General features: G+C 50.9%; 20 protein-coding genes. 11 read left to right on the top strand and 9 right to left on the bottom strand.

The window, feature by feature from the left end; genetic code table 11:
- Nucleotides 1-49 precede the first annotated feature (49 nt).
- The 5 genes from AC6B99_RS17665 to AC6B99_RS17645 form a co-directional block, all read right to left on the bottom strand.
- Entirely contained in the window at nt 50-1534 is a 1485-nt protein-coding gene (locus AC6B99_RS17665; RefSeq protein WP_496663893.1) for a DUF5605 domain-containing protein, read from the bottom strand.
- Nucleotides 1535-1853: 319 nt separating this feature from the next.
- Nucleotides 1854-3086, bottom strand: a complete 1233-nt coding sequence (locus AC6B99_RS17660) for an AraC family transcriptional regulator (RefSeq protein WP_056036468.1) — start codon at nt 3084-3086, stop codon at nt 1854-1856.
- Nucleotides 3064-4887 (bottom strand): histidine kinase, encoded by a 1824-nt coding sequence (locus AC6B99_RS17655; protein WP_494861212.1) that lies wholly within the window; start codon nt 4885-4887, stop codon nt 3064-3066. Before AC6B99_RS17655 ends, AC6B99_RS17660 begins: the two co-directional genes overlap by 23 nt.
- Nucleotides 4888-5055: 168 nt before the next feature.
- The gene (locus tag AC6B99_RS17650; RefSeq protein ID WP_099518046.1) at nt 5056-5889 is read right to left on the bottom strand and encodes a carbohydrate ABC transporter permease; all 834 of its coding nucleotides are present in this window, start codon (nt 5887-5889) and stop codon (nt 5056-5058) included.
- Entirely contained in the window at nt 5889-6779 is an 891-nt protein-coding gene (locus tag AC6B99_RS17645) for an ABC transporter permease subunit (protein ID WP_494861209.1), read from the bottom strand. Before AC6B99_RS17645 ends, AC6B99_RS17650 begins: the two co-directional genes overlap by 1 nt.
- Before the next feature lie 197 nt (nt 6780-6976).
- Between AC6B99_RS17645 and AC6B99_RS17640 the strand changes: the two genes are divergently transcribed.
- The 6 genes from AC6B99_RS17640 (at nt 6977) to AC6B99_RS17615 (ending at nt 15569) form a co-directional block, all read left to right on the top strand.
- Entirely contained in the window at nt 6977-8887 is a 1911-nt protein-coding gene (locus AC6B99_RS17640; protein WP_494861207.1) for a histidine kinase, read from the top strand.
- Complete coding sequence (locus AC6B99_RS17635; RefSeq protein WP_056036477.1) at nt 8884-10533, top strand: response regulator; 1650 nt, start codon at nt 8884-8886, stop codon at nt 10531-10533. Before AC6B99_RS17640 ends, AC6B99_RS17635 begins: the two co-directional genes overlap by 4 nt.
- A gap of 132 nt (nt 10534-10665) precedes the next feature.
- Complete coding sequence (locus AC6B99_RS17630) at nt 10666-12003, top strand: type 2 periplasmic-binding domain-containing protein (RefSeq protein ID WP_494880921.1); 1338 nt, start codon at nt 10666-10668, stop codon at nt 12001-12003.
- 275 nt (nt 12004-12278) lie between these two features.
- Nucleotides 12279-12665: a hypothetical protein gene (locus AC6B99_RS17625; RefSeq protein ID WP_496663892.1), complete on the top strand. Its 387-nt coding sequence runs from the start codon at nt 12279-12281 to the stop codon at nt 12663-12665.
- Between the two features lie 5 nt (nt 12666-12670).
- Entirely contained in the window at nt 12671-13657 is a 987-nt protein-coding gene (locus AC6B99_RS17620; RefSeq protein WP_496663891.1) for a methyl-accepting chemotaxis protein, read from the top strand.
- 190 nt (nt 13658-13847) lie between these two features.
- Entirely contained in the window at nt 13848-15569 is a 1722-nt protein-coding gene (locus tag AC6B99_RS17615; RefSeq protein WP_494880926.1) for a PAS domain S-box protein, read from the top strand.
- A 200-nt stretch (nt 15570-15769) separates the two neighbouring features.
- Here the strand turns inward: AC6B99_RS17615 and AC6B99_RS17610 are convergent, their stop codons facing one another.
- Complete coding sequence (locus AC6B99_RS17610; protein ID WP_056036486.1) at nt 15770-16783, bottom strand: LLM class flavin-dependent oxidoreductase; 1014 nt, start codon at nt 16781-16783, stop codon at nt 15770-15772.
- Between the two features lie 192 nt (nt 16784-16975).
- On the opposite strand from AC6B99_RS17610, the gene AC6B99_RS17605 reads away from it, so the two are divergent.
- From AC6B99_RS17605 to AC6B99_RS17590, 4 genes are all read left to right on the top strand, one after another.
- Entirely contained in the window at nt 16976-17452 is a 477-nt protein-coding gene (locus AC6B99_RS17605; RefSeq protein ID WP_235533183.1) for a MarR family winged helix-turn-helix transcriptional regulator, read from the top strand.
- A 102-nt stretch (nt 17453-17554) separates the two neighbouring features.
- A complete protein-coding gene (locus tag AC6B99_RS17600) occupies nt 17555-18484 on the top strand; it encodes a ring-cleaving dioxygenase (protein WP_496663890.1) in 930 nt (309 codons plus the stop codon).
- Nucleotides 18485-18502: 18 nt separating this feature from the next.
- Nucleotides 18503-19114, top strand: coding sequence for an alpha/beta hydrolase (locus AC6B99_RS17595; protein ID WP_496663889.1), 612 nt, complete (start codon nt 18503-18505; stop codon nt 19112-19114).
- Nucleotides 19114-19734 carry a flavin reductase family protein gene (locus AC6B99_RS17590; protein ID WP_496663971.1) on the top strand — a complete coding sequence of 207 codons (621 nt, stop codon included), beginning with the start codon at nt 19114-19116 and terminating at the stop codon, nt 19732-19734. Before AC6B99_RS17595 ends, AC6B99_RS17590 begins: the two co-directional genes overlap by 1 nt.
- A gap of 176 nt (nt 19735-19910) precedes the next feature.
- On the opposite strand, the gene pepT is transcribed toward AC6B99_RS17590, so the two are convergent.
- The gene (gene pepT / locus AC6B99_RS17585) at nt 19911-21143 is read right to left on the bottom strand and encodes a peptidase T (RefSeq protein ID WP_496663888.1); all 1233 of its coding nucleotides are present in this window, start codon (nt 21141-21143) and stop codon (nt 19911-19913) included.
- Nucleotides 21144-21485: 342 nt separating this feature from the next.
- Between pepT and AC6B99_RS17580 the strand changes: the two genes are divergently transcribed.
- The gene (locus tag AC6B99_RS17580; protein WP_496663887.1) at nt 21486-22049 is read left to right on the top strand and encodes a DUF1697 domain-containing protein; all 564 of its coding nucleotides are present in this window, start codon (nt 21486-21488) and stop codon (nt 22047-22049) included.
- 221 nt (nt 22050-22270) lie between these two features.
- On the opposite strand, the gene AC6B99_RS17575 is transcribed toward AC6B99_RS17580, so the two are convergent.
- Together AC6B99_RS17575 and AC6B99_RS17570 are read right to left on the bottom strand one after the other, a co-directional pair.
- Nucleotides 22271-23980, bottom strand: coding sequence for an alpha/beta fold hydrolase (locus AC6B99_RS17575; protein ID WP_496663886.1), 1710 nt, complete (start codon nt 23978-23980; stop codon nt 22271-22273).
- Between the two features lie 329 nt (nt 23981-24309).
- Entirely contained in the window at nt 24310-25347 is a 1038-nt protein-coding gene (locus tag AC6B99_RS17570; RefSeq protein ID WP_056036495.1) for a Leu/Phe/Val dehydrogenase, read from the bottom strand.
- Between the last annotated feature and the right edge of the window lie 78 nt (nt 25348-25425).

Below are 25425 nucleotides of genomic sequence, written 5' to 3'. Positions count from 1 at the left end.
TTCAAACAGTGGTTAGTCAAATTTTGGCCCATCAAAATAGCTGCTAAGCTTAAATTTTGCTGATCCGCAGCGCTTGATAAGGAATGCCTGGAAGCGGGACTTTGCATTCTCCTGTAAATTCTCCATCTAGCGGCGATATCGACATCGCCCAAGTATCAATTAAATCGATGCGGAATGCTGCGCCTTCCGGAAGCGATAGGCTGCGGAAGGCAGGGCGGCTGGCGCCAAAATAAATCAAATAATATTCGCCCTCCACGCCTCCGGCAGAAGCATCCCATTTGAAATTAATGGCGCTCGTATCGAGTCTTGGCCCTTCTTCCATGATGCTGCGCAGAAACGCAATCCGCTCCGCGCTGCTGCCATGCAGCTCGCCTCCGTGCGACCACCAAATGATATCGTCGGGGTGTACATACGTCTCTCCATGCGTGACATAGCCGCCTTGGGCCATCCCTTCCCAGAAGCATTCTACCATTCGCTCTGTGGTAAGATTGCCCCAGCCATGATTCAGGTTGCCTTCATAGCGGCATTCATCCACGACGATCGGCTTGCGGTAAAGCTCGCGCCATTCTGTTACGAAATTCAAGTCAGCATGCTGGATGCTGGCATGTGTCACCCAAGGCTTACCATGATCATACCAATGCAGATTGCTTCTATAATGGATCTCGGGATTATGCCAGTTATGAATGGAGCGAAGATGCTGGTAAGGGTCATGCTCCTGAATGATGCGGAAAAACCGATCCCAGTCCGTCATCTTCTTCTCGAACATCAGATCATATTCATTGGCAAGCGACCACCATAGGTTTCGGAAGGAGGCCAGCCTTGCCAGCGCGTACCGCAAATAATAATCGTCCGATTCAGCAGTCATGCGCGAGAAGCCCCAGCGGTCATAGGGATGGAATAAAATCAGATCTGCTTCAATGCCGAGAAGCTGCAATTGCTCCAGCTGCGATTCCAGGCGGCGCCAAAAATCAGGATTGAACGCCTCCCAATTAAAGCCTTGCTGCAAGGAGCCTGCGAAAGCAAAATGTTCCGGCTCGGCGGCGTTATAATCATAATGCTTGGGAAACACGCACATTCTAATTTTGTTGAACGGTGCTTTGCTCAGCGAGCGCAGCGTTTGCTGTTCAAGCTGCTCCCCCTGATGGTTCCAGACATAAGCCGTTGTTCCAACCGGATAGAAGGGTGTTCCATCGGCATAGCTGAAATGAAAAATTTGATCAACCTTCACAGGTCCATGATTTTCGGCCGACGTGGGGGCGATGCAGATGAGCGTTCCTTGCAGGCCATCCAGCTGCGCCGTGCTGCTGCTGCTCGTAGTGAAGGACCATGTGCCCGTGCAATCCGGCATGAAGCGAATGACGTATTGTCCATCGCCATCATAGAAGCCGTCAACCTTAATGCTCCGATGCCCGAATTGAAATTCGGCGCCGAGTACAACTTCCTTATAGGGATTTCCTTCCTGCGGCCCTTCTATGCGAAGCTCAAAACGATTCCACTGCTCAGCCTCGAAAGGCTCTGACCATATGCGAGTCATGCTGTTCCTCCTTCTCTGATCATAAAAGTACATGGTATTTGGTGAATGGCTTCATTTTATAGGATGCTGTCCCCCATTCGTAGCTGTCCCAAGTATCCTTTTGTGCATTAATATGACTCTTTGCATGTGCTAAGCTTGCCAATACGTATCTGTAAGTAGACGAACGATGCTTTTTCCTATGCTTTTATGCCCATATGCTGCAATAGGGACAAACGGAGAGCCGAATGCAAGGCAAAAAAGCCCCCTGTGTTCTTCTCTTGGAGGGAAGAGTCAGGAGGCGAAAAGCAGAAGGCAGAAGGCAGAAGGCTTTAGAAAAAGCTTATTGATTGCGATATTCTAATGGAGAAACGCCGGTGCGCTCTTTGAACAGCTTGCTAAAATAATGCGGGTTCATATAACCGATAGCAGCGGATATTTCATAAACTTTGCAATTTGTCGTGCGCAGAAGCTGCTGCGCATGCTCGATTTTGTGGCGAATGACATATTCGCTGAAGCTTTCCCCAATCTCCTTTTGAAAAATGCGGCTTAAATAGCTTGGGCTGACATGGATAGAAGCCGCTACTTTTACGAGTGATAAGTCCTCCAGCAAATGCTGGTCGATAAAAGCCTTCGACTTTCGAACGATAAAATTATCGCTTTGTTCGTTTAAAGGCAGCTGCAGCAGCGTTTCCATATATGCTTTTGGCAGCTCTTGAAGGGAGCTGTAGCTCGAGCTGACCGAGCAGATAATGGCAACGTTCAGCAGCTCCAGCGTTTTCTGCCGTACCATATCGAGCAGCTTATTTAATTCGGCGGGGCTTTTTATGCCCTCTTTGCCAGTATCGCCGTGTTCACCATGCCCCCGAGCCTGGGCAGCATCGGTTGAGCCCGCATATTGCGGACAAAGCCAGATCACTTCGCGGTAATTGCGATGAAAGACAAGCCCGCCCCATTCCTTCGTAACAAATTCGGCAATGAGATGCTGGAGGGAACGGAAGCGCAAATGCCGGGCATCCTGCATAGGTGCGGCATCATCACGTTTACGGAAGACGGTTAGCCGAAAGCCTGTCTCAAAAGCAGACTGCTCCAGCTCTGCCAGCAGCGGCTGCTCAGGAAACGTATGCTCATCGAGCAGCGACAGCAGATATTGATTTTTCTCCTCCTCTGTATAGGAGGGCTGGGGAGCGGAAGTGAGCGCAAGCTTCGCCGCAGCTTTAAGCAGGGAAGCGCCAATTTCCTCTTCATCCATCGTGGGCTTGTGCAAATAGTTGACGGCACCGAGGCGAATCGCCTCTTTGGCATAGGTGAAATTATCATAGCTGCTGATGAAAATGATTTGTACGCCCGGATAGCGCTCCAGCGCCTTCTTGGCAAAAGCGAGCCCGTCCATGCCGGGCATTCGGATATCCGTAAGGATAATATGGATAGGCTGCTGGGTGTCCATAGCAAGCAGCGCTTCTTCCCCATTTGAGGCTTCGGCTTTCCAATGAACGCCGTATTTTTCCCAATCTACCATATGGCGCAGTCCTAGTCTTGCAATCGATTCATCTTCAACGACGAGCAGATTCCACATCCGCATTCTCCTCCTTCTCTAATACCTTATAAGGCATTCTAACCGTCACGATCGTATGTGTCGCTGAACGCTCAAAGGATAAGCCGTATTCCTCGCCAAAACGCAGCCGGATGCGGTCCTGCACATTGCGCAGTCCAATATTTTGGGTGCCGGTATCGCTTTGCGGCCGCTTCAGCAGCTCCAAGGCTTGCTGGTCGAAGCCGCTTCCATCATCCCGCAGCTCAATGACCAGCAGACGGTTATCCTTCCCTTCGAGCCGGGCTTCCAGCGTAATATGCAGCTTTCTTTCCAGCCCCTTGGCCCCGTGAAAAATCGCATTTTCCAGCAGCGGCTGCAGCAGCATGGGCGGTATGGACGCTTGATTCAGCTCGGGCGGAATATGCCACTCCATATCAAATACATTCGTATAGCGTAAATCCATTAACGTCGCATAGTCGCGCAGCAGCCGAATTTCTTCCTCAAACGTAACGAGCTCGCTGTCGAGCTTCATATTCGCATGGAGCAGCTTATTCAGCGATTGAATCAGCTTGGCGATTTGCCCAGCTTGCTGGAGCACAGCCAGCATGCGAATAGAATTGAGCGTATTGTATAAAAAATGGGGTTGAATACGGGCCCGCAGCGCGTAAAGCTCGGCATGCCGTTTTTGCCGCTCCTTCTCTTCGATCGATTGAATGAGCTCTTGCAGTCGAATGACCATTCGGCCGTAGCTGCTTTCCAGCTGGCCGATTTCGTCGGCGCGGCCATGCGCCTCGGGCGTGAAAAACTGCCCTTTTTCTACTTTGCGCATCGAGCGTATAAGTCTGGAGATGGGCTGGGAAAATCCGCGCGCGATTAAGAGGGAGGCAACGGCCGCCAGCACAGCAACGCAAATAATAATCACGATCGTAAAGCTCTGAATGGAACGGCTGCTTTGCAGTATAGCGTCCTTATCTACGCCCATGTAAATTTGCCACTCCAGATAATCGCTTTTCAAGGAAACACCGCTAAAGGTTTTGCTTCCGGCCTGTTCTTCAATGGCAACTTCCCACTCGTCATGCGGTACATTCTGGCTTGCGTGTTTCTGGAGTTCAGCTGCCAGCGCTGCATTCGAGGCATAAATCAAATGGCCGTCCCGGTCGACGACGATGACCTGCGCATTTGGCAGCTCGAGCGAATCGACAAGATTCGAAATAAAGCGCGGGGAGATAAACATCGTCGTGACGGCCAGCGGCTTATAGTCCTCGTCCATCAATAGCCGGGCACCAATAATAGCGTCAAAGGAATTGGTTTTGAACTGCTGAATGTTCTGAATGCCCGTCACGGAAAAATGGCCCTTGCCCGCCATTACCTCTTGATACCAATCCTCGTCCTTGGCGTCATAATTCCCATTAATGGTGCTGTCCCCATCTAGCCGATAACCATTAATCGACCCGTTCATGCCATAAATCATGAGCCCTTTAATGGATGAATTAATGGATGGATAGGCACTCATGAGCCGGGCCATCGTTTTTTGGGCATTGATTTCTTCGGTCCCCCACCGTTCAGGCGAGAGTGCAGGCTTGTTCAGAAAGGAAAACACCTCCGGCATAAAATAAGGCAGCATGCTGAAGCGGTCAAAGTCGCTAATTTGCCGTTCGATCGAAGCATTGAACTGCGCCAAAATGACCTTCAAGTCCTGCGTCGTCTGCGCTTCCAATGTACCCGATGACTTCGTCGAGCCGATAGCTCCTATAATGAAAGCGGGTATACTGCTGAGCAGAAAAAATAAAATGAGCAGCTTTGTCTGATAGCGTGCGTTTCTCCAGCGTCCCAATTTGCCCACCCTTTCCTGAATGCGAGGGAGTAGTTGCCGATTATAGCGCTTTCATTCCGCGCAGTGTTCAAGCATTTTAACATGATTGCTTCCGGAAGACAAAACTAAATCACTAAACAGAAAAATAAGGAAAAAGCCCATCCTCCGTAAAGGACAGGCTTTCTCCCTATGCATATACTAGCCTTTCACCGCTCCGGCAACGACGCCTTTGACGATGTATTTTTGCAGAAAGATAAATACGATAATTGAAGGCAGCACCGCCATGACCATGGCCGTCATCGCATATTGCCAGTCGGATGTATATTGGCCGACGAACGTGTACGCGGCAAGCGTCAGCGTCTTCGTGTCCGGCGAGCCGTTCACCATGAGCAGCGGCAGCAGGAAGTCATTCCAGATCCACATCACATCGATAATAATGATAGTGGTCGTGACCGATTGCAGCAGCGGAAAAATAACGAGGAAAAACAGCCGAAAGCCAGATGCGCCATCCATCGTCGCGCTTTCGTCGATTTCCTGCGGGATGCCTTTCACGAAGCCGTGATAGATAAAGACGGCAAGCGGGGCGCCAAAGCCCCAATACAGCACGCCAAGTCCCCAGGTGCTCTCCGACAAATGCAGCTGTTTGGCGAACTGGAGCACCGTCAGCATAATCGATTGGAACGGAATGAGCATCGGCATAATGCAGAGCAGATAGATCAGGCCGCTCATCCGCGTTTTTGTACGCGCCAGCTTATAGGCAGCGATAGATGAGACGAGAATAATGCCCGCGAGGCCGACGACCGTAATGACCAGATTATTCATGAACAGCTTCGGATAATTGATAAACTGCCACACATAAGCGTAGTTTTCAAAAATTATTTTCTCAGGCAGCGCGATAACATCGCTCATCACTTCTCCAAAGCTTTTGAACGAGTTGTTAATAGCCAGAAACAGCGGGTATAGAAACAGCAGCGAGAGCAAAAGCATGACGGCTTCCAGCGCATAGCGTCCGACTGGGCGATTTTTTCTCATTAGGCCTCTACCTCCCGGCGCTTGAACAGCGTTAATTGAATGATCGTAATGAACAGCACGGCAACGAACAAAATGAGCGCTTTCGCTGTACCGTAGCCATACAGATTGTTCTGGAACGTATCGCGGTAAATGTCATAGGCGATGCTGTAGGTCGAGCCGCCCGGCCCGCCGCCGGTCAGCGACAAAATGACATCAAACACTTTAATCGAATTCGTCAGCGCCATAAAGACGGCAATCGTAATCGATGGGGCAAGCAGGGGCAGCGTAATGTTGAAAAAGGTGCGGAACGGCCCCGCGCCGTCTACCGTTGCCGCCTCCTTCAAATCTCCCGGTACCGATTGCAGTCCCGCGATATAGATAACGAGGTAGAAGCCAATCGATTGCCAGATCGATACGAGCAAAATCGAAACAAAGGCAAGCCCGGGCGTGCCAAGCCAGCTTAAGTCGAAAATTGCCCAGCCCGTACTTTCGCCCAGCGATTCAAAGCCCTGCATGAAAATAAACTTCCAGATAAAGCCGACGATGACGAGGCTCAAAATGTACGGAATAAAGAAGGCAGCCCGCAGCCAATTCGTCGTGCGCAGCTTCATATCGAGTAGAACCGCAAGCCCTATCGCCAGCACATTGACTAGCACGATGTACAGCACCGCGTATTTGATCGTAAACCATGCCGAGCTGGTGAAATTCGCATCATTCATAAAAATCTGCTTGAAATTATCGAGCCCAATAAATTTCGGGTGCTTGGAAATGCCGTTCCATTTGGTCAAGGAATAACGGATGGTCATGGCAAATGGAATATAAAAGGCAACGGCAATACAAATCAGAACAGGCAGGCTGAACAAGGTGAATTCCAGCTTCCCGCCCCACTTTTTACCTAATGCTTTGAACATATGATGCACCCCAATTCGTCTATTGTATCCACGCCAGCGAGCTTTGCAGCCAGAGGATGGCGCCAGCCGCTTACGCTGGAAAAAGCATTTTCCAATTTAGCTTTAATGTGTATTATAGAGCAGACGGTTGCCCGTCAAAATGGATTATAGAAAACAGTTAGGGGTAAAAAGGTGAACTGTATGCGGAGCGTGAAACGATGATGAAAGCGATTGCGGGCAAGGTTTGGGAGCTGCTTTCGTTTTGGCGGGAGCTGGTTGCCCGGAGGCTGGTCAATAAGCTGATTTTACTGTTTACGGGTGTCATTGTGCTCGTTGTGGCTTCGCTGAACTTTATCTCCTACCAGATGCTTGAGAAGGAGTCGGTCGGCAACAGCATTGATAGTACGACGAACAACTTGCTGCTCGTTGGCCGCAATTTGGAGGATTATTTGAAGGGCATCGAGCAAATATCATTGCCGCAAATCGGCTACGATGAAATTACCTATGCCATTATGCATGAATCGGAGGACTATTCTTCCAAGATGTATGTTGAAAATTATTTGCGCAATTTGTTTTATTCCCGCAGCGACTTGGAAGCGATCTACTTGTATGTCGTTGAGAAGCAGAAGTATTATGCGATTACGAGAGAAAATTACAATATAACGGTTCGGACGGGGACGAACACCATCATTGCAGAGCAGCCCTGGTACGCGAAGGCGATGGCCGACCCGAGCAATCAAGCCTATCAATCGCTGTCGGGACCTGATGTGGAGGCGGATTCCGGTTATTCGGCTGAAATACAACGGTCCAGCTTTATGGCGTACCACCGGGTAATGCGTTCGATTAAGACGCGCAAGCCGCAGGCGGTGCTCTCTTTTTATTACAATGCTTCAGTCAAGGACGAGATTGTGAAGGATATTCCGTTTAGCGAAGGCCAGCATTTGCTGTATGTCAGCCCGGACAATGAGCCGTTCGAGCTGGATGATGAAGCGTTCTATACCGAGCTTCAAGGCGCGGGCGTGCTGCAAAAGCTGGGCGGAGGAGCAGGGCTGGCTGGACCATCCGGACAAGCTGGACAAAACAAGCAGGCGGAGCAGGCTGGGGCCTCCAGTGGGCCGTTTACTTGGGTGCAGGGGGAGCAGAAATATTTAATTATTTACAATGTGGCGGAGAAAAGCGGCTGGAAGCTGATTAAGCCGATTCCTTATTCGCAAATTTACGAGGCCGCGACGAAGACGCGCAATCTGAACTATGCTATCGGCGTGCTGTTCTTGCTGCTCGCCGTCATTCTCGTCAGCTTGATGTCGAGTGCGATCACGAAGCCGCTCAAGAAGCTGTCCCGCCAAATGAGCCGGTTCAGCGCAGGCAGCTTTGATGCGGAGGCGGAGGTGAAGGGCCGCGACGAAATTGCTTATTTATCGCGTCATTTCAATTTGATGGTCAGGCGGACAAATGAGCTGATTAATGAGCGCTACAAAATGAAGCTGGCGGAAAATCATGCGATTTTAAAGGCGCTGGAGGCGGAGATCAATCCGCATTTTCTGTACAATGCGCTGCAAGCGATTTCCACGAAAGCGCTCAAGCATCAAACGTACGACGTCGCGGATATGATCGATGCGCTGGCGCTGACGTTCCGCTATTGCATCAGCGGGAAGGATATTGTGTTTGCGCGCGAGGAGCTGAAGCATATCGAGCGTTATATGGCGCTGCAAACGGCGCGGTTCGGCGCCAGATTGCAGGTCGTCTATGAGTGGGAGGAAGCGCTAATGGAGCTTGAGATTCCGAAGCTGTCGGTGCAGACGCTGGTTGAGAATGCGATTAAGCATGGACTGGAGAAGGTGACGAGCACCGTCACCATCGGCATTAAGGCATGCCTGCAGGAGGATGGAACAGCGCTAATCTCGGTGCAGGATGACGGGCCGGGCTTTACGCAAGAAAGGCTTGGGCAGGTGGAGGCTTCGCTGCGGCGCGAATGGGGCCAGCGGGAAAGCGACAACATTGGGCTCGTCAACCTGTACACGAGGCTGAAGCTGTTGTACGGAGAAGAGGCGCAGCTGCTTATCAAGAGCGATCATGCGGGGACGGAGCTGGCGATGCGGCTGCCCCGCCGAGGAGGAAACGGTTCATGAAGCATACGGTGCTGATCATTGACGATGAAGAGCCGCTGCGCGAGGCCATTCGGCTGCTTGGCGACTGGGAGGGACTTGGCGTAGGGCAGGTGCTGGAGGCGGCAGATGGGTTAAGCGGACTTCGCATGCTAGCGGAGCAGAAGGTAGATCTCGCTATCGTCGATATGAAAATGCCTGGCCTAAACGGGACTGAGCTGCTGCAAACTGTCCAGCAGCAGTATCCCGGGCTGCTGACCATTGTCGTCAGCGGCTACAATGACTTTGAATATACGCGGCAGGCGATTCGCTCCAAAGTCGTCGATTATTTGCTTAAGCCTGTCAATCGAATCGAGCTGAATCAGGCGCTGCGCAAGGCGATGGACGTGCTGGAGGCGAAGCGCAGGCAGGAGAGCGATTTTATTGCGCAAAATATTACCCTCAACCTTTCGCTGCCCGGGCTTAAGGAGAAGATGTATTTGTCCATTCTCGAACGCAGCTTTAAGCAGCAGGCGAATGAAGCGTTTCTGCCGCTGATTGGCGCCGACGACAAGTCCAATCGCTTCGTCGTTGTGCTGCTGCGCATTCTCAATCTGGACCAGATCAGGCGCAGCCGCTTCCACGGCGATACGGAGCTGCTGCATTTCGCCGCCAGCAACGTCGTCAATGAGGTGGCGGGCGCGCACTTCCAAGCGTTCAGCTTCGCAAATCCGAAGCAGGAGCGCGAGCTGTTCGCCATTCTGACGATGAATGGCGGGGGCGCTGCCGATGCAGCCTATCGGGCGCTGCATCAGGTGAATGCCATAGCCGCTACGCTTCAGCGGCTATTCGGCATTAGGGTCGCCGCAGGCATCGGCGGCCCGGTGAAGGCGGCGCTGGACATGGCCGCCTCCTTCGAAGAAGCGCGCTCAGCGCTGGGCGAGATGGACCTGCTGCGTTTGAATGGAGCAGCAGCCGTTAGAGCCGCCGCAGCCGCAGAGAAGAGGCAGCAGAAGGAAGGGCTGTCGCTGCCTGGGCGGATGGCGGCCATTCGCCAGGCGCTGGCGGGCGACAACCTCCAGCAGGCGAGCAGCATCATCAGCGAGCTGGCCCGCAGCTGGCAGGAGGCGGACAGGCTGAGCTTGGGCGAGGCCGATCGCATCATTCGCGAGGGCATCGTGCTGCTCGGCGACCTTGCGCTTGAGCTTGGCGTTCCGCAGGAGCGGCTGCCGGCCGGCAGCGAGGAAAGCTTGCGCAGCTGGGGGCTTTCGCTCGATTTTGCCACTTTCGAGCAGTTCGCCGCCCTGCTTCAGCGGCTGCTGGGCTTTTACCATGAGCAGCTGCGGGCAGCGCAGGCTGTGCAGAAGCCGTTCGATATTGCCGATATTAAAGCCCATATCGACCGTTATTATTTTGAGGATATTAAAATCTCGCTGTATACCGATAAATATTTTCTTAGCCGCGAGTATTTGATGAAGCTGTTCAAGCAGCAGTTTGGCTGCGGCATTCATGAATATGTACAGAAGGTGCGGATGGATAAAGCGCGGGAGCTGCTGGACGATTCGGCGCTCAAAATTCAAGATATTTCCGAGCTGCTAGGCTACAAGGACAAAAACTATTTCAGCAAGGCGTTCCGCAATTATTACAGCCTGTCGCCTTCCGAATATCGAAGCAGCAAGGGGAGTGGTTAGGGGAGCCCCATCGTCATACACCACTTTTTTACCCTTAATACACCACTTATCTGCATTTTTATCTCCTATCCTTTTCTTTAGAATAAGCAGCGAAGACTTGTATTCCAAGCGAAAAGAAATGGGGGCCCTACCATGTTCAAAAAAATCATGTCCATGTCCACCAGTATCGTTCTGGCTTCGGTCATGCTGGCTGCTTGCGGCAGCGGCAATGGCAGCACTACCAGCACTAACAGCACTACGCCAGAAGCGAGCAGCACAGCTGATGCTGGCGGCGCTGCGAATGAGGCTAAACCGGTTACGATCAACATGTTCACCGCTTCTCCCGAATATACCGATGCGTTTAATGCTTACATTGCCGAATACAAAAAAGTGAAGCCGAACGTCACAATCAATCTGGAAATTATGCAAGCCGACTACAATACGGTGCTGAAGTCGAAAATCGCTGCCGGCAGCACGCCGGATGTATTCCAGACGACGGCGGGCGGCGACATTGACACCTTTGCCGAATACAGCGCTGATTTGACGAATGAGCCGCTTGCGGCAGCCATGATGGATGCGGTCCGTGTGAATATGACGTCGAGCGATGGCAAGGTGCTGGGGCTTCCGGTCAAGGGCAACTTAATGATGATGATTTATAATAAAAAGCTTTTGGCGGACGCCGGCATTGCTGCCGCTCCGAAGACGACTGCGGAGCTTGAGGATGCAATTGCCAAGCTGGAAGCGAAGGGCATCACGCCATTTGCCAATGCCTACAAAGAGTGGTGGGTATGGAAGCATATTTTCCAAAACTTCGTCAACGCTGCGGCGGAAGATGCAGGCACAACGCCGAAAGCGCTGGTTGACCAGTTCATCGCGGGTGAAACGACATTTAAAGACCATCCCGTGCTCAGCGACAATTTCTTTAATTTCATCGATCTGACTGTGAAGCATGGAACAGACAAGCCGCTGGAGCGTGACAGCAACGCCGAAGTAAGTGACTTTGCTTCAGGCAAAGCGGCCTTCATGACCGGCAAGGGCGCATGGGACGAGGAAGCGATCAAGAAAATTACGCCTGACATCGAGATTGGCATTGCAGGCTACCCGGTAAGCGATAAGCCGGAGCAAGCGCTGCTTGTAACGGGAGCAGACCAAGCGCTGCGCATTAACAAGGATTCCGCTGTTGCGGCAGAAACCATTGAATTTTTCAACTGGCTGTACACGTCCGACTACGGTAAAAAATGGTTCTCGGAAGTCGCGAAGGTCATTCCGCCGATTAAAGATGCAGCGCTGCCGGATCTGGATATGCCGAAGCAGATGGAAGAGATTTTAAAGACGGAGAAATCAGGTGACCTTTCGGTCAACTATTCCCTCGACACGTTCCATCAAAAATTTGGCGAGCTGATGCAGAGCTACATTAGTGGCGGGAAAACGAAGGAGCAGACGATTACCGAAATCCAGCAAGCGTGGATTCAATTCGGCTCCTCGATGTAGAAGGGGAAACGCTCTATAGATGCTGCCAAGCAGCATTCGATAAACAAGGCATGGGGACGAGAAAAGTCCTTATGCCTTGTTTTTCCATGTTCGATATTCTCAATTAAGGGTAAATATCCCAGAACTATTCTACAATAAAATTTGCAAAACCTATATAATTGCTACTTATAAACTTGATTCCGTTAACCGATATAACAAGTAATATAGGTTAACTTTAAAAGTAAGAGGGGTATGACGAGATAAATCGAGCCAATCCAAAGCAATTTTTTACAAAAATGTCTTTCCGAATTAAGCTTCCCGTCATGATCTGTTTACTAGTCAGCATTGTACTCGCAGGCACATGTATATTATGCTATCGCATTGCTGCAATTATGACTTTGGAAAACAGCAAGCATGAAATCCGTTCGACCTCGGACCGAATTGGAGAAGAGCTGTATTCAAATATGGAGTTGGCTCAGCAATCGGTATACTTGCTCTCAGTCCAAAAAACGATTTTAGATGTCGTTAATTTGCATAATGGCAATTCCATGACAGAGGAACAGTTTTTCTCAGCTGACAATGATTTGATGAATAGCGTTGATGAGCAATTAACAACGAGCATCACGGGGATGCAGGGTACAGAAACGATACTCGTCATGGTTCAAGCGCGGCAGGCATCTTGATTTCCATGCTCGTTACGCGGCCAATCGGCCGTCTGACGAGGCTGTTCAAAACGATGGCTACGGGCGATTTGACGGTAACAGCTACAGGGAAATACAGCGGTGAATTCAAGGTGCTGGCCGACAGCTTCGACGTCATGGCCTTGCGCAATAAACAGCTTATTACGAGCATGAACAGCTCGATTGCTGTGCTGAAGACCAGCATGTCAGAGCTGGATGAAACGTCGAAGAAAACGAATCTTTCAATCGCTGAAACTTCCAGAACGACGCAGGAAATTGCCAAGGCGATGGAATCGCAGGCCAATGATACGGAATCGATTGTAGACAAGTTTCTGGAGGTCGGCGACAAAATTGCTGACGTAAGCAGCAAGTCGCAGGAAATTAGAACGAAGGCAGACTCCGTTGCGCAAGTATTCAAAGCCAACTACGAGGTTATCGAGGCTTTGGTGGAAATCAATCATCGCAGCGAGTCGGAGGTGCGCAGCATTTCCGAGGTCACCGCGCAGCTGGCGGAAAGCTCATCGGGCATCCGCCAAATTACTGGAGCGATTTCTGATATTGCGGGTCAGACGCAGCTGCTTGCCTTGAATGCCTCGATTGAAGCAGCAAGAGCAGGAGAGCAGGGCCGCGGCTTTGCAGTCGTCGCCTCGGAAATTCGCAAGCTAGCCGAGCAGACTTCGCTGCAATCCCAAGATATTAATAAAATCGTCGCCCAGACGATTGAATGCGTAGAGCGAAGCGATCACAGCGTGAAGGCGATAGAGTCCATCTCGGAGCAGCACAACAGCAGTGTGCATCAGACGCAGCAAACCTTTGGCTACATTACCGATAATATTCGCGAAATTATTGAGCAGGTATCCGCTTCCGTGGAGGAAGTAACAGCAACGGTACAGGAGCAATCGGCAATGGTACAGAACCTTGCGGAGATGGTTGAAACGATCGAAAGCTTGAGCAATGAGCTGGCGCAAGCAGCTGGCGAATTTAAAGTAGAATAACGATACAGCACCCTAAACACCCCTGTTCTATTAGTAGAACAGGGGTGTTTAGTTCGCCTAAATAAAGGAACTCATAGAGCGTGAAAATAAGCTATAATATAACAATAATCGATAAATATCGGGTTGAAGCGTGTGCGCTAGTTGCCTGCCAGGCAGGAAAACAGTTTGTTGCGAAAAGGAGATTGCGGCGGTGGATCACTTCAAAAATTTATTTGAGCTATCTTTTGACATGCTTGTGGTCATGGACTGCAACGGCCGCGTTGTGCACTATAACAGTGGCTTGCAGAAGATGCTGGGCTATCCTGTCTTATTGAATAGTATGAAAGATTTTTATTCGTATATGCATCCCGACGATATAGCTTCAATGGATGCTTTGGTCCCACAATTAATACAGGGTAGAGAGCTGAGCGGATACTTGAATCGATTCCGCTGCGCAGACGGCTCTTATAAATGGCTGCAATGGAATGTCTCGCTGGATCAAATCAATATGTATTTTTATGTCATAGGTCGCGATGTGCATCATCAGAAAAGCTTCGAGCAGCATCTGGCGGCACAGGAGCTTTGGTATCGTTCCTGCCTCGACAATTTGCTGGATGGCTTCAGCTATTACAAGACAATCCGGGATGAATTCGGCGATATTATTGATTATCGGTCGGAGTACATGAATGATACCTTTTGCCGCATGATGAATTATTCGAAAGATGAAGCTGTGGGCCGGCTGTGGTCGCAGCTTTTTCCTGATTTTACAGAAGAGATCAGGGCGGTTCTGAAGCAGGTGACGAGCAGCGGCAAACCCGTTTTAAGGCAGGAGCGGGTATACAATAAGTGGCTGACGGATGAGGAAAGCTATGATGTGCTCTATTATAAAATGGGGGATGGCTTCGCCTGCAGCTGGCGCAATGTGACGGAATACCGCCGGGCGCAGGAGCATCTGGAGCTTTCGAACCTAAAATTTACGAGTGCTTTTCACACGAATGCAACAATGAACTTTCTCATAGATTTGGAAACAGCGACGATTATAGAGATGAATCAGAAGTTCTCGCAGACGATTCGGCGGGGGCATTATTCCCATTTTGTAAGCAGTATTATGCAAGCGATTCCAGCTCAGGGGTTATTAGAGAATATTGAGCTTCCCTTCCTGCGGCAGTCTGGAGATACGGGCTATGGCGTTATATCGGGCGAGGTGCTGGAGCTGAAGGATAAGCGTTATTTTCTCGCCTTTGCTATCGATATTACGGAGCTGCGCAAAGCCAAAAAGCATCTTCTACTCATGGACAAGCTGAATTTGCTGAGCTCTATGGCGGCAAGCATTGCCCATGAGGTACGCAACCCGATGACGACGATTAAAGGATTTTTACAGCTGATGCAGAAAAATACGACGCTCGCCTCTTACCGCGATACGTTGAATTTAATGATTAGCGAGCTCGATCGCGCTAACGGCATTATTTCAGAATATTTATCGCTGGCGAATACCCGTTTTGTGCAAAAAGAACAGAAGCAGCTGGATGTTCTCGTTTCGAATATACTGCCGCTGCTGGAAGCGGATGCGGCCTACTCCAACATTTTAATTGTGCTTGATCTGCATGCTACGTCTCCGGTTAACGTGGAAGAAAAGGAAATTCGCCAGCTGCTGCTGAATTTGACGCGTAATGCGATAGAGGCGATGGAAAGCGGCGGCGAGCTTACCATTCGGACGAGAATGAATCAAGGCAGCGTTATACTGGAAGTGGCCGATCAAGGCCATGGCATCCCGAAGGAGCATATTGAAGCGATTTTCACTCCCTTTTATACGACGAAAGAAACGGGAACCGGGCTTGGACTTGCGGTGTGCCGCAGCATTGCGGAGCATCATGGCGCCGATATCGAGATTGAATCAAGCGAGGAGGGGACGACATTCCGGGTCGTATTCTAGCGGCCCCGCCAAGCAGCGTACAATCTCATGATAAGCAGCCAATCGTTTGGGTGGATTAGGATATTTTCCCACACTAACGTTTTTTTGCTGATGAATGGTTTCGTCTTACCTATATATAGAAGAAATCCCCCTGATTACGCGAAAGCGTCCAGGGGGATTTCTTGATTTGACGTAATACGGGCTATAGAGACGAATCAGCCTTAGCCCTCTTTCATAATCTCAGCAATTAATTCAAAAGAGCGAAGACGCGCTTGATGCTCATAAGCAGAGCCAGTTATCATCAACTCATCAGCGCCTGTTTTTTCAATAATGTCGGCGATTCTGCTGCGAACCGTTTCCTTGCTTCCGGCTGCGCCGAAGCTGAATTTGCTGCGGACGACAACCTTCTCCTGCTCATTCCACAGTTCATCCATATTCGCAACGGGCGGCTTCAGCTTGCTCGTCTGGCCGCGGATGAGGTGCAGGAACTGCTGCTCCTGCGAGGAAGCGAGGAAGCGAGCTTCTTCATCTGTATCGGCGGCGAGAATATTTACGCCAATCATGACATGAGGCTGCTCCAGCGCCGCCGAAGGGCGGAAGCTGCTGCGGTACAAATGCAACGCCTGCATTAAATAGTCTGGCGCAAAATGGCTGGCGAAAGCAAACGGCAATCCCAGCTGCCCCGCTAGCTGAGCGCTAAAGCCGCTGGAGCCTAGCAGCCAGATCGGAATATCGAGCCCTTCGCCGGGGAATGCGCGAACCGCAGGAACTCCTTCTTCTATAGAAGGGTTTAGAAAATGGCGAAGCTCGCCAAGCAGCTCAGGGAAGTCTTGGCCGTTATTGCTATTAAGTCCACGGCGCAGCGCGCGGGCAGTGGCTTGGTCTGAGCCTGGCGCACGCCCGAGTCCAAGATCAATGCGTCCCGGATACATCGAGGCGAGTGTGCCGAATTGCTCGGCTATCATAAGCGGCGCATGGTTGGGCAGCATAATACCACCGGAGCCGACGCGGATCGTGCTCGTGCCTTCGGCCACATAGCCGATGAGTACTGAGGTAGCGGCGCTGGCAATGCCTTGCATATTGTGATGCTCAGCCAGCCAATAGCGCTGATAGCCCCAACGCTCAGCATGCTGGGCGAGATCGCGGGTATTTTTGAAAGCGTCGGTTGCATTGCCGCCTTCAACAACGGGAGCGAGATCAAGGATAGAAAGAGGAACGGTATGTGAATGGGTCATAATAACAACAACCTCCTATACTGTAAATTGACTTGTAGGTCATACTCTCCATTATATCATAATGAACGCCAAGGATAGAGCAGACAGGCTGGTGTGAAAAAGGGGATGAAAAAAGTTACGACAAAAGCTTGCAATTTATCTTTAATTGTAGTATCTTAAATTTAAGATAATAAATGCAAGGAGGTGAGGGCAATGAAAGAGGCAGCCAGCAAGATGAAAGTGTCACAGCAGGAAGCCGAAGACAGTGCTTTGAAGCTCTACATTGCGCTCAACCGGGCCAGCCAATGGATTAACGCCCACGGCGACCGGGACATTCGCAAGCATGGCTTGAATCGTACGGAATTCGGCGTACTGGAAATGCTGTATCACAAAGGTCCACAGCCATTGCAGCAAATTGGCGGTAAGGTGCTGATGAGCAGCGGCAACATTACCTACGTCATAGATAAGCTTGAGAAGAAGCAGCTTGTGCAGCGTAGAGCTTCAGCTGATGATCGCAGGCTCATCTTCGCAGAAATAACGAGCCAAGGCACACAATTTATTGAGGAAGTATTCCCGGCACATGCAACCATTATTACAGAAGCGGTTAGCGGCTTGACGACAGAGGAACAGAAGCTGGCAAGCGAGCTGCTCAAGAAGCTCGGCAGACACGCGCAGGATGCTTTTAAGTAGAAGAGGCTTGGTATCCTGTATCGTCACTTCTTTCTATCACTCAGCCCCAATATCTTAATTTAAAGATTCTCAAATCCATGATATAATAGAGGAGTGTTTATAATGACACAACAAACAGCAGGCATTCACCACATTACAGCTTTCGTATCGAACGCACAGGCAACGGTTACTTTCTATGCGGGCGTACTTGCCCAACGGCTCGTGAAAAAAACAATCAACTTCGATGCTCCAGAAGTGTATCATCTGTATTTTGGAGATCAAGCCGGCAGCCCAGGCACGATCATGACCTTCTTCCCTTTTGCACACGGTCGTAAAGGTGTGATTGGCGGAGGACAGGTTGGGGTAACCACTTATGTTGTTCCTGCGGGGGCGCTTGATTTTTGGAAAGAGCGTTTGGCAAAATATGAGGTTCCGTTCACCGAAACGGAGCGGTTCGGCGAGTCGTATGTACAGTTCGTTGACCCAGATGGCTTGCAGCTTGAGCTTGTAGCCCGGGAGGAAGGCCCGCTAAGCGATTGGTCTTACGCGGGAGTGCCGACAGATAAAGCCATTAAAGGCTTTGGCGGAGCGATTTTGTACAGCTCGGCTCCAGAGAAAACGTTCCGTTTGCTGGAAGAGGTGATGGGACTAAGCAAAATCGGTGAGGATGCTGGTTATGCGCGTTTCAGATCATCCGCAGATATCGGCAATATCATTGATCTTCCGATTGAGCGTGTGGAGCCCGGACACGGCGGTTCCGGTACGGTCCATCATATTGCATGGCGTGCGAAAGACGATGTAGAGCATGCGCTGTGGAGAAGCCATGTGGAGACTAATGGCTACCATCCTACACCAATAATCGACAGACAATATTTCCATGCGATTTATTTCCGCGAAGAAGGCGGCATATTATTCGAGATTGCAACTGATCCTCCAGGCTTTGCACGTGACGAGGAGCCGGAACATCTCGGTGAAAAACTGATGCTGCCAGAATGGTTTGAACAGCATCGCGAGGATATTGTGCGGCTGCTTCCGCCTATCCAAGTACCGTGAATGAGAGGAGAATGGACAATGAAACATATTTATCAGCAAGGCACGAACGCAGCAGCGCCAGTTTTGGTGCTGCTGCACGGTACCGGAGGAACGGAGCGCGATTTGCTGCCGCTGGCTGGCCGAATTGACCCTACAGCATCGGTGCTAAGCATTAGAGGCAATGTACTGGAAAATGGGTTGTCCCGTTATTTCCGCAGACTGGCCGAAGGAGTTTTTGACGAGGAGGATTTGGTGCTCCGCACGAAGGAGCTCCATGATTTTCTGGACCAGGCGGCAGTCGACTATGGCTTCGATCGTGAAAATCTCGTCGCTATCGGCTACTCCAATGGAGCCAACATCGCGGGCAGCCTGATGTTCCATTACAAGGATGCTTTCCGCGGAGCGATTTTGCATCATCCGATGGTTCCGCTTCGCAGCCTAGAGCTTCCCGATATGACCGGCATTTCCTGCTTCATCGGAGCAGGCCGCAATGACCAGATGTGCCCGCCGCAAGAGACGAAAGAGCTTCAAGCGATGCTGTCCGGCGCGGGAGCAGCGGTTAGCGTACATTGGGAAAACTACGGCCATCAGTTGACGGGCAGCGAAGTTGAAGCAGCCGCAGCCTGGTATGCCGAGGTCATTTGCCCATGATGGTAACGATTGATCCGTCTGAACGCTCGCCCCGCGACAATTATAAGCTGCTTTCGGGCAGCATTATACCACGGCCAATTGCTTTCGTGACGACGCTGTCTTCAGGCGGCGTACTCAATGCTGCGCCATACAGCTATTTCAATATCGTATCGTCCAATCCGCCGCTGCTATCGGTTTCGGTACAGCGGAAGCAGGGCGGACAGCAGAAGGATACTGCCCGCAATGCAATAGAGGCAGGGGCGTTCGTCGTGCATATTGCCGACCAATCGTATATTGAACAGCTGAATGTAACGGCGGCTAATTTGCCGCCAGAGGAAAGCGAGGTTGCAGCAGCAGGGCTTACGCCGGTTCCGAGCGTGAGGATTGCCGTGCCTGGTGTAGCTGAAGCGAAAATCCGGATGGAATGCGTCCTGGAGAAGGCCATTCCGCTCGGCGGAACGGACGATGTGCCTGCCTGCGATTTATTAATCGGCAAGGTCGTATTTTATCATCTCGACGAGACGGTTTACGATGAGCGCGGTTATATTGACGCCGACCAGCTTGCGCCTATTGCCAGACTTGCAGGCAGCGATTATGCAGGGCTCGGCGCACGTTTTTCCATTGACCGTCCAACCTCGTGATGGAATACACATATGCAGATATTCGTTGTATCTGTTTGACCAAAAATGGCAGCAGATGAGAGCTGCAAGCTTGACACTTGAAACTGCAAAGTAAAAGAACCCTCGACTACACCGTATCGGTGTAGAGCGAAGGTTCTTTTACTTTTGAATTTTAAGCTAATGCTGCAGGAGCTCTATTAAGCTTCTGCTTCCGCAAGCTTAGCAATTTCCACGATGACCTGAACGGCTTTCAGCATATTGTCGACCGAAGCGTATTCGTAGCGGCCATGATAATTTTCCCCACCGGTGAACACATTAGGCGTAGGAAGCCCCATGTAGGAAAGCTGCGAGCCATCGGTGCCGCCGCGAATCGGTTTAATATCCGGCTTAATGCCGAGATTCTCCATGGCCAGCTTCGCTTGATTTACGATGCCGATAACCGGTTCAATTTTATCGCGCATATTAAAATATTGATCCCGAATGTTCAGTTCTATGCTCGACTCGCCATATTTAAGCTTTAGCCCGCTGACGATGTCCGCCAGCTTCTGCTTGCGTCCCGCAAAGCCTTCTTGGTCAAAATCGCGGATAATATAGCGCAGCTCGGACTTCTCCACGTCGCCGCTCATTTGAATCAAATGATAAAAGCCTTCGTAGCCTTCAGTAAATTCCGGCGCTTCTTCTGCAGGAAGCTGACTGTGCAATTCCATGGCGATTTTCGCCGAATGGACCATTTTACCCTTAGCCGTGCCAGGGTGCACGTTCGTGCCTTTGCAAATAATGTGGGCGGCAGCTGCATTAAAGCTCTCGTATTGCAGCTCGCCAAGCGGCCCGCCATCCATCGTATAGGCATAATCTGCACCGAATGCGGCAACGTCGAAACGATGCGGCCCACGGCCGATTTCCTCATCCGGGGTAAAGGCGACGCGGATTTTTCCATGCTTCACTTCCGGATGCTGAATCAAATACACCATTGCCGTCATAATTTCGGCAATGCCCGCTTTATTGTCTGCGCCCAGCAGCGTCGTGCCATCGGTCGTAATTAGCGTATGTCCCACATATTGACTCAGCTCAGGCGAAGCGGACGGAGACAATACGATAGACAACGCTTCGTTCAGTACAATGTCGCCGCCGTCGTAATTATCGACCACTTGCGGCTTTACATTTTCACCGGTGAAATCCAGCGCAGTATCGATATGGGCGAGAAAGCCAATCGTCGGCACCGTTTTGTCCGTATTGGCAGGCAGTGTAGCCATCACATACCCGTTCTCATCCACAGTTACCTCCTCCATGCCGATCTTCATCAGCTCTTCCACCAACTGGTCGGCAAGTACCAGCTGACCCGGGGTCGTCGGACAAGTCTCGCTGCGGTCATCCGATTGCGTGTTCACTTTAACATAAGAAATAAAGCGTTCCATCAGTTCCTGTTTCATGCTTCCATGCTCCTTTTTCCTCTATTTCAAAATATAAGAATTTATAAGTTTACACGTATAAATAGGCTTATATTTCACCCGCGAAACGGAAGCTTTGCCGCCAAAGGACGGCTTCAGCCGTTTACGCTTGAAATATAAGAAAGTATAAGTTTTCTCTTTATACTTAGCTTATATTTCTCGGACTGAAACGCGCCGCGCCGCCAGAGGACGGCGACAGCCGTTTCACCTTGTCTGTATGTATCTCTAGGTTTATTTCTATTTTATCACAATTACAGCAGCGTTCGCGCGCGGGGCCGTACATGCTATACTTAGGATTATTGAGAAGAGGGCAGGTGCTGTTGGATGGCCATTTATATAGCGTTGCTTCGTGGCATTAATGTCGGCGGGCATAAAATGATCAAAATGCAGGATTTGCAGCGGATGTTCGAGCAGCTTGGCTTGCAGCAGGTCAAAACGTATATTCAAAGCGGCAATGTGCTGTTCGAATCAGATGCTCCAGCATCTCAGCTGCGCCTGCAAATCCAGCAGGAAATTACGGCTGTATTCGGATTTGACGTTCCAGTCGTCCTACGTACCAATATGGAGCTGGCTACGATTGTCGCAAGCAGCCCTTTTGATGCCGATCAGCTTCAGAAGGGTGAAAATATTTATGTCGCGCTGCTCGCGGACGCGCCTACGGAAGAAGGAAAGCAGCGGCTGCTCGCATGCAGCAGCGAGGTGGACGACTATCGCCTGCACGATAGCGAAGTGTATATTTATTGCCGCCAAAGCGTGCGCAAGTCGATGTTTTCGAATAATTTATTGGAAAAAAAACTCGGCGTAGCTGCCACTTCGCGGAACTGGCAGACGATGAACAAGCTGCTCAGCCTCGCTGCAGGCATGGAGGAACTGCTCAAAGGCGAATAAGCCTGGATAGCGTTACGATAGACTTTCCTATATTTCAAGGTGAAACGGCTGTCGCCGTCCTTTGGCAGCGCGGCGCGTTTCATTCCGAGAAATATAGAGAAAGGATGGCGTTAGAATATCCTTTCCTATATTTCAATAAGAAACCGCCAGCTTGGCAGCAAGGAAGCATAAAGCTTCCTTGTCCAAGCTGGCGGTTCGTTGTATGAGTTGAATAATAAGTGCTAAGCGTGCTGTTTCAGCCATTTGGCGATATCGGAAATGACGGGTTCAGCAAAGCTGCCTGGATGGTTGTATTCGGCTAACGTGCCTTCTCCTTCACCGCTGTAATCGACGAAAAAGTGGTTAAGGCCTGGGTACAGCTTGAAGGAAGCATTCGATTTCCCTTTGAACAGCTCCTCCCACAGCACATAGTCTTTATTCGCAAATACTTGGAAATCATCCTTGCCCTGCAGGACAAGCACTGGTTTCGTCAGTTTTGCGGCATATCCGCTCGCGGGATGATTGTCCATTTCCTTAAAGTAATAGGCGGGCAGGGAGAAAACCGTCGTCGCCTGCGCCTGCGCATCGGTCAACGTACCTAGCGCTTGCGCCTTCTTGTATTCGGCTTCTATAAGCTGAGCATTTGCCTGTTTGGCGGGATCTTTATCATCCATGGCAGCAATAAAAGCCTGGTTCTGGTCATAGACGATTTCCCATAGCGAGCGTGGCGAGCCAGCAAGCAGCACAAGCCCGGCAAAGTCGCCGCCTTCTGCATCAATGCGCGGGGCAAGCATGCCGCCAAGGCTATGTCCAATTACATACACTTTGGAGGCGTCAATCCGTTTATCCGCCTTTAGCAGCTTGGCTGCGACAATGGCGTCATCAATGGTTTCTTCCTTCACCGTCATTTTCATAAAAGCTTCTGTCGTCATGCTGCTGCCGTAAACAAATGTGCGTTTATCATAGCGCAGCACCGCAATTCCTTGCTCAGCTAGTCCCCAAGCAATATCGCGAAATGGCGTATAGCCGCTTACCGTCTCATCGCGATCAGATGCGCCCGAGCCTTGGACCAATACGACCGCTGTCAGCGGGCCAGTGGCATTTTTCGGAAGAGTCAACGTTCCACCGAGCTCATAAGGAGTGCCCTCGCCAACGGTAACCTCTTCTTCAACAATCGTAGCTGGCGCTTCTTTATCGATGGGCTTTGGCGTAATGAGCATGCCTTCGAGCAGCGTACTCTCCATGTTGACGTAAAGCGTAAGGTTAAAGCTAATCTTTTCAAATACAGCAGTTGCGGTAATCATCTTCATCCCTTCGTCCGCTCCAGATACTACAATATCCTCTGCGCGAACGTAGCTGCCTGCTTGAACTTTTGCGTTTTCCCACGATTTTCCTAGTACATCTACAGAAACCTGTTCCTTGAATGTATCCGAGAAGTAATCGTCCCACAGCATTTGGTAATCGCCTTTATCCAAAGCAGCAGTAACTCGATCTATCCAACGCTCGGCTTCAGACAAGGGGGTAGCAATCGAGACTTGCATCTTGCTTCTTTCATAATAGTACTGATAACCCAGAACTTTATTGAAAAAAGCGAGCGGGACATAAAGGCGTCCCTGCCGCTGAACCGAAGCGGTGTCGAAGGTGCGCTTCTCCCCGTTCACTAGTGCTTCGGAGCTGCCGGAGCTGAACGTGACCTTGAGGTCCTGCCCTTCAAGCAGAACCTTGCTGCTCGCTTTATGGTGGGTAACTTTCAGACCAAGTCCTTCGGCTGCGCTGCGCAGCGGAATCATGACCTCGTCGCTGCTGCTCAAGTAAGCCTCATTGCCAGCAGACGTCGTGATGACTTTGCCATTAACGAGCAGCTTGAGCGTTTCTGCGGCAGCTGTCATAGCGGGAAATGCAGCCATGAGCAGCAAGGAAAATACGATCGTAGATGCCAAATGCTTTTTCAAAATAAATTCAGTCCTCCTTTAGAGTGTGCCTGTCCCATCGAGGGAATCAGGCATAAGATGCTGTAGAAAAATAGCTGGATGCATGGGGTGAATTATGTAGGGCGGTTAAATAACCGCAGCTCTATTTCATACGAATGGAGCTTGTTCATGGTTTCCTAATTGTTGGACATCTTAGTTTGGGGGCTTAATCGGATTCAAGCACAGTTTCCGTGCGATTATGGAAAAAAGAGATCGCCAGCCGATCGCCGCCGCATTCCGCCGAAGCTGACACGACGCCAGACGGCTGTTCATGGCGGAATGCTGGCTGACATTAAATCGTGTGCGCGGCTTTATTTCGCGAGCAGTTTCCGCGTAATGGCGTCCGCTGCCGCCGCTGGCGGAAGCGTGCTGGATAGCGCATAAATATGAGCCAGCCTGTCGCTGATGCGCTCCACCTGGCTGCGGGCATAGGTAGCGGAGCTGCCGTCAAGCTCAGCCGCCGTAACAATAATGCCGCCCGCATTGATGGCATAGTCCGGCGCATACAAAATGCCAGCCTGCTGCAAGGCGGCATCATGCTTGGCATTCGCCAGCTGATTGTTGGCGGCGCCCGCAATGATGGGGCACTTCAGCTCCGGAAGAGTCACGTCGGTCAATATGCCGCCGAGTGCGCAAGGCGAAAAAATATCGCAGCTTTGCTTATGAATGCTGTTGACGGAAACAGCTGTGGCCCCGAACTGTGCGGCCGCCTGCTTGACTAGCCCGTCGTTCAAATCAGCGACAATAAGCCGAGCTCCTGCTTGATGCAAATAGCGGCATAAGGCGTAGCCAACCTTGCCAAGGCCTTGTACAGCGACCGTTCGCTGCTGCAGCTGCTCAGAGCCATATTTTTGCTTAAGCGATATACGGATTGCGATATATACGCCATAGGCGGTCATTTCCGCTGTGAAATTTCCCGTTGCTCCCAGCGAGCCGGTAACATCGGTCACATAACCTGTTTCTTTTGCGATCTCATCCATGTCGCCCGGAGTTGTGCCCAGATCCATGCCGGTAATATAGCGTCCGTTAAGCCGCTCAATAAAACGCCCGAGCGAGCGGAACAGCTTGCTGCTTTTGTCTGTGGCAGAATTGCCGATAATGACGGCTTTGCCTCCCCCGTAGGGGATATCGGCAAGCGCCGCTTTGTACGTCATGCCGCGCGCCAGCCGAAGAGCGTCGCTGATCGCCGCCTCTTCAGAGGCGTATGTCCACATTCTGCAGCCGCCCAGTGCCGGACCAAGCTTGGTCTGATCAATGGCAATAATCGCTTTGAGCCCGCTAGATGCATCCTCCATCACGTCCAACTGCTCGAATCCTTCGAAGCTTGCGCTCACGCTATGCCCGTCCATAGATAGCAGCCTCCCTTTTGCTGAAGTGCATAGCCGTTATGCCGTTTACTATTGATGTATTCAACAGCAGCATAACTT

This window comes from Paenibacillus liaoningensis (genome assembly GCF_059609455.1).
This window is presented reverse-complemented; position numbering and strand designations above follow the sequence as displayed.

Excerpts from the sequence above, each read along its gene's own strand:
- pepT (WP_496663888.1), bottom strand. The coding sequence starts at position 21,143 with ATGAAACAGGAACTGATGGAACGCTTTATTTCTTATGTTAAAGTGAAC.
- AC6B99_RS17580 (WP_496663887.1), top strand. The coding sequence starts at position 21,486 with ATGGCCATTTATATAGCGTTGCTTCGTGGCATTAATGTCGGCGGGCAT.
- AC6B99_RS17600 (WP_496663890.1), top strand. The coding sequence starts at position 17,555 with ATGACACAACAAACAGCAGGCATTCACCACATTACAGCTTTCGTATCG.
- AC6B99_RS17635 (WP_056036477.1), top strand. The coding sequence starts at position 8,884 with ATGAAGCATACGGTGCTGATCATTGACGATGAAGAGCCGCTGCGCGAG.
- AC6B99_RS17665 (WP_496663893.1), bottom strand. The coding sequence starts at position 1,534 with ATGACTCGCATATGGTCAGAGCCTTTCGAGGCTGAGCAGTGGAATCGT.
- AC6B99_RS17630 (WP_494880921.1), top strand. The coding sequence starts at position 10,666 with ATGTTCAAAAAAATCATGTCCATGTCCACCAGTATCGTTCTGGCTTCG.
- AC6B99_RS17645 (WP_494861209.1), bottom strand. The coding sequence starts at position 6,779 with ATGTTCAAAGCATTAGGTAAAAAGTGGGGCGGGAAGCTGGAATTCACC.
- AC6B99_RS17605 (WP_235533183.1), top strand. The coding sequence starts at position 16,976 with ATGAAAGAGGCAGCCAGCAAGATGAAAGTGTCACAGCAGGAAGCCGAA.
- AC6B99_RS17570 (WP_056036495.1), bottom strand. The coding sequence starts at position 25,347 with ATGGACGGGCATAGCGTGAGCGCAAGCTTCGAAGGATTCGAGCAGTTG.
- AC6B99_RS17660 (WP_056036468.1), bottom strand. The coding sequence starts at position 3,086 with ATGTGGAATCTGCTCGTCGTTGAAGATGAATCGATTGCAAGACTAGGA.
- AC6B99_RS17610 (WP_056036486.1), bottom strand. The coding sequence starts at position 16,783 with ATGACCCATTCACATACCGTTCCTCTTTCTATCCTTGATCTCGCTCCC.
- AC6B99_RS17640 (WP_494861207.1), top strand. The coding sequence starts at position 6,977 with ATGATGAAAGCGATTGCGGGCAAGGTTTGGGAGCTGCTTTCGTTTTGG.
- AC6B99_RS17625 (WP_496663892.1), top strand. The coding sequence starts at position 12,279 with ATGTCTTTCCGAATTAAGCTTCCCGTCATGATCTGTTTACTAGTCAGC.
- AC6B99_RS17650 (WP_099518046.1), bottom strand. The coding sequence starts at position 5,889 with ATGAGAAAAAATCGCCCAGTCGGACGCTATGCGCTGGAAGCCGTCATG.
- AC6B99_RS17595 (WP_496663889.1), top strand. The coding sequence starts at position 18,503 with ATGAAACATATTTATCAGCAAGGCACGAACGCAGCAGCGCCAGTTTTG.
- AC6B99_RS17590 (WP_496663971.1), top strand. The coding sequence starts at position 19,114 with ATGGTAACGATTGATCCGTCTGAACGCTCGCCCCGCGACAATTATAAG.
- AC6B99_RS17620 (WP_496663891.1), top strand. The coding sequence starts at position 12,671 with ATGCTCGTTACGCGGCCAATCGGCCGTCTGACGAGGCTGTTCAAAACG.